Source organism: Hwanghaeella sp. (assembly GCF_965227365.1).
GTDB lineage: Bacteria > Pseudomonadota > Alphaproteobacteria > UBA8366 > Aestuariispiraceae > Hwanghaeella.
Genome location: NZ_OZ245754.1, coordinates 2532215 through 2540000 on the forward strand (window position 1 = coordinate 2532215; position 7786 = coordinate 2540000).

Annotated in this window: 3 protein-coding genes, 1 tRNA gene and 2 rRNA genes (1 of these 6 only partly in view); 3 read left to right on the forward strand and 3 right to left on the reverse strand. The window is 56.0% G+C overall.

Annotation, left to right across the window (positions count from 1 at the left end; translation table 11 throughout):
* Positions 1-75 precede the first annotated feature (75 nt).
* The 3 genes from ACQK2G_RS11550 to ACQK2G_RS11560 all read left to right on the forward strand — a co-directional run bounded on the left by ACQK2G_RS11550 (position 76) and on the right by ACQK2G_RS11560 (position 5874).
* Positions 76-1917 carry a site-specific DNA-methyltransferase gene (locus tag ACQK2G_RS11550; protein ID WP_425405183.1) on the forward strand — a complete coding sequence of 614 codons (1842 nt, stop codon included), beginning with the start codon at positions 76-78 and terminating at the stop codon, positions 1915-1917.
* Positions 1918-1921: 4 nt separating this feature from the next.
* Positions 1922-4627 (forward strand): DEAD/DEAH box helicase family protein, encoded by a 2706-nt coding sequence (locus ACQK2G_RS11555; RefSeq protein WP_425405184.1) that lies wholly within the window; start codon positions 1922-1924, stop codon positions 4625-4627.
* 147 nt (positions 4628-4774) lie between these two features.
* Positions 4775-5874 (forward strand): IS3 family transposase gene (locus tag ACQK2G_RS11560; RefSeq protein ID WP_425404068.1). Its coding sequence is split into 2 segments (ribosomal slippage): positions 4775-5027 and positions 5027-5874, totalling 1101 coding nucleotides; the frame shifts between segments, so codons are not numbered across the junction.
* A gap of 119 nt (positions 5875-5993) precedes the next feature.
* Here ACQK2G_RS11560 and ACQK2G_RS11565 read toward each other — a convergent pair.
* The 3 genes from ACQK2G_RS11565 to ACQK2G_RS11575 form a co-directional block, all read right to left on the reverse strand.
* Positions 5994-6070, reverse strand: a tRNA-Met gene (locus ACQK2G_RS11565).
* 200 nt (positions 6071-6270) lie between these two features.
* A 5S ribosomal RNA gene (gene rrf, locus ACQK2G_RS11570) occupies positions 6271-6386 on the reverse strand.
* Positions 6387-6563: 177 nt separating this feature from the next.
* Positions 6564-7786 (reverse strand): 23S ribosomal RNA (locus ACQK2G_RS11575); it runs 1518 nt beyond the window's last position.

Below are 7786 nucleotides of genomic sequence, written 5' to 3' on the forward strand. Positions count from 1 at the left end.
TCCGATGACCATGCAGCCATGCCACTGCAATCGTTCCCAAATCCGAAAATCTAGGCGGAGCCGCGAAGGGCAAAAATGACAGACAGACCCGACGTTGAACAGATTGACCATGACACCCCGGACCAACGCGAAGAGCTGCTGAACCGGCTCAAGGCATCGGTGCCGGAAGCTTTTTCGGACGGGAAGCTGGATGTCGATGCCCTTCAAGCCCTTCTTGGCGACAAGATGGAGGACGGACCGGAGCGGTTCACCTTCACTTGGGCGGGCAAGCGGGATGCAATGGCGATGCTGCAAGCGCCGTCATCTGCCACTCTAGCTCCTGCCCCCGACAACAGCATCAACTTCGATGAGGCACAGCACGTCTTCATCGAAGGAGAGAACCTTGAAGTGCTCAAGGTGCTCTACCGGTCCTACTTCGGTCGGGTAAAGCTGATCTACATCGACCCACCCTACAACACGGGCAAGGATTTCATCTATCCTGACAACTTTGCGGACCCGTTGGACCTATACCTAAAACTCACTGGGCAGCGCACTGACAGTGGAGACGACACGACCAGCGAACAAGACAAGTCCGGTCGGCTGCACTCAGGCTGGCTGTCTATGATGTATCCAAGGCTTTCCTTGGCGCGGCAGTTCCTTCGAGATGACGGTCTTATCATGGTTTCCATTGATGACCGTGAGGCAGAGAACCTCAAACGTCTGCTTCAAGCGGTTTTCGGTGACGAGAACTATATCTGTACCTTTGTTTGGAAGAGAAAAGCAGGTGGCGGCGACGATAGTGAATACGTCGCAGCTGAGCATGAATATGTGATTTGCTTTGCGCGTGACATCGACCGAGCTGGTGTTTCTCCAGTTTTTCTTGAAAGCCCCGCAATGACTGCGAAATACAATCGTTCAGAGAATGGGCGGCGCTACTACCTTGAGAGACTGGACAAAACAAGTCTTACTTACAGTGCTGAGATGGACTTTCCCATTGAATGTCCGGACGGTACTTACGTCTCGCCACCACAACCAAACCCGGAAAATCCCACGACTGCTTGGAGATGGGGAAAGAAAGCCGTTAAAGACAGGCGTGATGAGCTAGTCTTCCTTAAGGATAAGAAGACGGATGAGTGGAGAATATATACAAAGACTTGGGAGCCTGCAGAGGGTATTACGCCAAGAACCCTGCTTGTAGATAAAATTCATGGGCGCAATCGGGATGGAACTCAGGAGCTTGCGGACCTTATTGGACCGAAAGTCTTCAACAATCCAAAGCCAACAAAGATGCTTCGGCACCTTGTTGATATCGGTGCAGGGCCAAATGATGCTCTTGTGATGGATTTCTTTGCAGGGTCCGGGTCGTTGGCCGACGCCGTCTTTCAAAAGAATCAGGCTGACGGTGGAGCTAGAAAGACGATCTCAGTGCAAATGCCGTTTAAAACGGAACGTAAAGACTTCCCGACTATTTCGTCGATCTGCATAGCTCGCCTAAAGGCCGCTTTAAAACGTGACTTTGGCGATGACTTTGCGGAGAAAGCGAGACTGCGGGCGTTTCAATTGAAGGAGACTAGCCTTCGAAAATGGACAGGTGTCGCCCACAAGGACCCCGATGCCTATGCAGCGCAACTCGAGGCGTTTACCGACAGCCTAGCCCCCGGTTGGCAGCTGCAAGACGTGATCTGGGAGATCGCCTTACGCGAAGGCTACAGCCTGACCGCCAAGATAGAGGAGCTAGGCATTGGAAGCGGACCAACTTTCTGGCGTGTATCTGATGGGGATCGCAGCTTTATCATCTGTCTGGACGAGGCCCTCACACTGGATGCTGTAGCCCCCTTGGGCCTTACCAAGGACTACACGTTCGTTTGCCGCGATACCGCGCTGGACGACACGCTCGCCGCCAACTTGGCATTGCAATGCCGGCTGAGGGTCATCTGAGACCATGAAGTTCAAGTTCGACAGCGATCAGGAATATCAGGTCGATGCAGTCGAGAGCGTCGTGGGTCTGTTCGACGGTCAGGCCTTCGTCAGCAATCAGCTCACCGTGCCATCAGGTGCGACGTTTCAGGTTGTTCCCAACCGGCTGGACCTTACGCCCGACCAGCTCCTTGCGAACCTGCAGAAGGTTCAGGGCGACCGGGGGCTGGGCCAAGACGACCAGCTGGAAACACTGTCCGCCAAGGTCGAGACTCTTCGCGGTGAAGAAGACGTGACCTTCTCCAACTACTCGGTCGAGATGGAGACGGGCACCGGGAAGACCTATGTCTACATCCGAACCGCGCTGCGGCTTTATGAAAACTACGGCATGCGCAAGTTCATCATCGTCGTGCCCTCGGTTGCCGTGCGCGAAGGCGTCAAGAAAACGCTGGAAGTGACAAAAGCCCACTTCGACAAGCTGTTCGGCAAGCCGCCGTATCACTTCACTGTCTATGACTCCGCCCGAAAGAGCCAGGTATCCGGTTTCGCCCTCTCTGACGGCATCGAGATTATGGTGATGACCATCGACGCCTTCAAACGCGCCGAGACCGTAATTCGTCAAGTGCGTGAGGGGCTGGACCCGCCCATCTACCAGCTCCAAGAGACGCGGCCCGTTCTGATTTTGGACGAGCCGCAGAACATGGAAAGCGATCTGTCGGTTTCAGCGTTGGCCTCGCTCAACCCGATTTGCGCCCTGCGCTACAGTGCGACCCACCGCAACGCCTACAATGTAGTCTATCGACTAACCCCGTTCGATGCCTACCGCCAAGGGCTTGTGAAGCGGATCGAGATCGCATCGGTGGTTCAGCAGGACAACGACAACCTGCCTTTCGTTCGAGTCGAAGAGCTGAGCGCGAGCAAGCGAACTGTCACCGCCAAGCTGAGCGTTCACAAGCTTATGGCGACCGGCAAGATCCAAGAGAAACCCATCACGGTGCGCAGCGGCGATAGTCTAGTCGATAAGACCGGTCGCGCCGAATACGAAGGGTTCGTGGTCGACGAGATCAACCCCGGTTCAGGCTTCATCCGGTTCGCCAACAACCAAGAGCTGGCACTTGGTGGCGAACAAGGCTCCGACCGAGACGCGATCTTCGAGGCGCAAATCGCCTTCACCATCGAAGAGCACTTCCGCCGTCAACGACGGTTAAAGGATCAAGGCATCAAGGTCTTGTCCCTCTTCTTTATCGACAAGGTGGACAACTACGCCCCCGACGATGGCAAGTTGAAGCTGAAGTTCGTGAAGGCGTTTGACGAGATCAAACAGCGGTACGACGAGTGGAAGGATGTCAAAGCCGCCGATGTTCAGAAAGCCTACTTCGCAACGAAGACGAAGAAGTCCGGCGAGACGGAGGTTCTAGACAGCACGGGGAAGACAAAGCAGGACGACGAAGCCTTCAACCTCATTATGCGCGAAAAGGAGCGGCTGCTTTCCTTTGACGAGCCGGTTGCGTTCATCTTCTCGCACTCCGCGCTGCGCGAGGGTTGGGACAACCCGAACGTTTTCCAGATTTGCACTATGCGCGAAGTTGGCAGTGATACCGAACGCCGCCAGCAAGTCGGGCGCGGTGTTCGCCTGCCGGTCAATCAGGACGGCGACCGTATTCAGGACGAGCAAATCAACGTTCTGACCGTGATCGCAAGTGAGACCTACGAACGCTTCGTCTCTGGCCTGCAAAGCGAGATCGAGCGTGAGTATGGTAAGGACGGTGTGCCACCACCGCCGCCCAATCAGCGCAAACGCAAGACGATCAAGCTTCGGAAGCAGTTCTTCCTCAGACCGGAGTTCAAGGAGCTGTGGGAGAGGATCAAGCACAAGACACGGTATTCAGTGCAGATCGACACCGCGAAGCTGGTGGCGGATACAGTGGCGGAGCTTGATGAGGCAACCATCAGCAAGCCGAGGATTACGGTTTCCAAGGCAAACATTCGTGTCGATGACGCCGAAGATTTCTTCGAACCGATCGTTCTCAGCGGAGCAAAGACCGCTGTCGACCTCGTTGGCCGCTATCCTCTCCCGAACCTGATCGAGGTGATGGAAAGCCTGATGGAGAACACTTCACCGCCGATGCGACTGTCACGGCGCACGCTGCTTGAAGTGTTTCAGAAGACTGCCAAGCGTAGCGAGGCCACAGAGAACCCACACGAGTTCGCGATCACCGCGGTCAACATCCTCAAGGCCAAACTCGCAGACCAGATGGTCAATGGGATCAAATATGAGAAAGACGGATCATGGTACGAGCAGACGCAGTTTGCTGAGGAAATTCAAACTTGGGAAGACTACCTCGTTCCGAGCGAAGAGGTCGCAGGTGTGGGCGGAACACACCTTTACGATGGTGTAAAATGGGACTCTCCGACAATCGAGAAGCCGTTTGCCGAAAGCCTTGAGAAAATGGCGAACGTCGAACTCTACATCAAGCTTCCAGACTGGTTCACCATCGACACGCCTATCGGGCGCTACAATCCAGATTGGGCAATCGTCATTGATGATCCAGAAAACGATGAAGAGCGGCTTTATTTGGTCCGAGAAACCAAAGGGTCACTCGATTTGAACGATCTGCGGCCCGATGAACGCCGAAAGATAATCTGTGGCCGTAAGCATTTTGGCGAGGCACTTTCAACAAGCTATCGTGTGGTGACAGCTGCGGCTGAGATTCCAGATGGTGGCGTATAGGCGAAGCGTGTTCTTTGTAACGATCTGTCCAGATATCCGGGACCACTTCAGACCGCCATCTTCCGCCCCACCCGCTTCCTATCTGTCCTGAGACCCTGAACTTCCTCCATTTTAGAGTAGAGTCCGTCACCGTGAAGGAGACGGAACATGAAGCGCAGCAGGTTCACTGAAGAGCAGATCATCGGGATATTGAAGGAGCAGGAGGCGGGTGAGCGGACGGCGGACGTTTGCCGCCGGCACGGGATCTCGGAGGCGACGTTCTACAAGTACAAGGCCAAGTTCGGTGGGATGGAGGTTTCCGATGCCCGGCGGCTGAAGGCCTTGGAGGATGAGAACCGCCGTCTGAAGAAGTTGCTCGCCGAGCAGATGCTGGACAACGCCATCCTGAAGGATGTCGCTTCAAAAAAATGGTAACGCCCGGTGCGAAGCGCGATGCGGTTTTGCATGTGCAGGCAGCCTTCGAGGTCAGCCAGCGTCGGGCGTGCAAGGTTCTGGCCGTCGATCGGTCGAGTGTGCGCTATCGGAGCATCCGCCCCGATGACGGCCCTCTTCGGGAGAAGATCCGCGCCGTTGCCTCGGAACGCCGCCGGTTCGGTTACCGCCGCATCCACATCATGCTGCAGCGTCAGGGGATCGAGATGAACCAGAAGAAGCTCCGACGGCTGTATCGGGAAGAGAAGCTACAGGTCCGGCGCCGAGGCGGCCGAAAGCGGGCGCTCGGCACGCGCCGGCCGATGGAGCTGCCCGACCGGCCGAATGACCGTTGGAGCCTGGACTTCCTGAGCGACGCTTTCACCGACGGAAGGCGGTTCCGCATCCTCGCCGTCGTCGATGATTATACCCGCGAGTGCCTGGCGCTGATCGCCGACACGTCGCTGTCGGGTACCAGGCTGGTGCGGGAGCTGGATGCGGTCGTCGCCCGACGCGGCAAGCCCAGGACCGTGGTTTCCGACAACGGCACGGAGATGACCAGTATGGCCGTGCTGAGATGGTGCCAGGAGACCGGCGTGGAATGGCACTACATCGCACCGGGCAAGCCGCAGCAGAACGCCTTCGTGGAAAGCTTCAACGGCAGGTTCCGGGACGAGTGCCTCAACGAGACGCTCTTCACGGAGCTCGGGGAAGCGCGGATCGCCATCAATGCTTGGAAGGAGGACTACAACCGACACAGACCACATTCCTCACTCGGCAACGTCACGCCAAGGGAATACGCATCCAAATGGGTGCTGGAAAACCAAGCCGCATGAGGTCAAAAATCAACCCAAGGACTCGGCGCTAAGCTGGAGGGAACTCGGGTCTCAGGACATATCCGCTTCCTACAAATAAAAACGGCTTAGCCTGTTTAGGGCTAAGCCATTGATATTATTGGTTGCGGGGACAGGATTTGAACCTGTGACCTTCAGGTTATGAGCCTGACGAGCTACCGGGCTGCTCCACCCCGCGTCGGTGAGGGTTTTACCTCTATTTGAAGCGCTGAGTTTACCGAGGGATGCCCGGTATCTCTTTAAGATCCTGGCCCGGGCCAGCGCCCTAAGCCGTCTCTTGCGGGCTGCTCCACCCCGCGGATGTTTGTATGTGTTGTTGGGGGGTGTGGATTTGGTGTTGTGTTGTGTTTGGCTTTTTTGTCGTTCTGTTCAAGGAAGGCCTGGCGGCGACCTACTCTCCCGCGGCTTAAGCCGAAGTACCATTGGCGCTGGGGGCTTTCACTTCCGAGTTCGGGATGGGATCGGGTGGATCTTCCCCCGCCATAACCACCAGGCCGTCCTTGAACAGAAGGACGATGTTGATGAAGCGCGCTGTAGATTTGAAGTTTTGAGTTCGTATTACCGAGATTTTGTGTATTTGCTTCGAGATTTACTCATTCTGCGTCGACTGATTGTTTTCAGCCGGCTCAGCGAATGTGTAGTTGGTTCTTACCGCTATATGCGGTGAAGAGGATTTGAAGCCTATCGAACGATTAGTACTGCTCAGCTTCGCACGTTACCGCGCTTCCACATGCAGCCTATCGACGTGGTGGTCTTCCACGGTTCTCAGCGAGACCTGGTTTTGAGGGGGGCTTCCCGCTTAGATGCCTTCAGCGGTTATCCCGTCCGCACATAGCTACCCTGCTGTGCCACTGGCGTGACAACAGGTCCACCAGAGGTGCGTCCATCCCGGTCCTCTCGTACTAGGGACAGCTCCTCTCAAGTCTCGTACACCCACGGCAGATAGGGACCGAACTGTCTCACGACGTTCTAAACCCAGCTCACGTACCTCTTTAAATGGCGAACAGCCATACCCTTGGGACCTGCTCCAGCCCCAGGATGAGATGAGCCGACATCGAGGTGCCAAACACCCCCGTCGATGTGGACTCTTGGGGGGTATCAGCCTGTTATCCCCGGAGTACCTTTTATCCGTTGAGCGATGGCCCTTCCACTCGGGACCACCGGATCACTATGACCGACTTTCGTCTCTGTTCGGCCTGTCGGCCTCACAGTCAGGCGGGCTTATGCCATTGCACTCATCGAACGATTTCCGACCGTTCTGAGCCCACCATCGCGCGCCTCCGTTACTCTTTGGGAGGCGACCGCCCCAGTCAAACTACCCACCACGCAGGGTCCCGGACCCGGTTTCACGGGCCGCGGTTAGACAACAAAAGCATCAAGGGCGGTATTTCAAGGATGGCTCCACAAAGACTAGCGTCTCTGCTTCATAGCCTCCCGCCTATCCTACACATAACGGTTCTGTTGCCACTGCGAAGCTATAGTAAAGGTTCACGGGGTCTTTCCGTCTAACCGCGGGTACTCCGCATCTTCACGGAGAATTCAATTTCGCTGAGTCTGCGTTGGAGACAGTGGGGCAGTCGTTACGCCATTCGTGCAGGTCGGAACTTACCCGACAAGGAATTTCGCTACCTTAGGACCGTTATAGTTACGGCCGCCGTTTACCGGGGCTTCAATTCGACGCTCTCACATCTCCTTTTAACCTTCCGGCACCGGGCAGGCGTCAGACCCTATACGTCGCCTTGCGGCTTCGCAGAGCCCTGTGTTTTTAGTAAACAGTCGCCACCCCCATTTCTGTGCCACCCCCACCTGGTTGCCCAAGCGGAGGTCTCCCTTCTCGCGAACTTACGGGAGTATTTTGCCGAGTTCCTTCAACGCAGTTCTCTCAAGCGCCTTG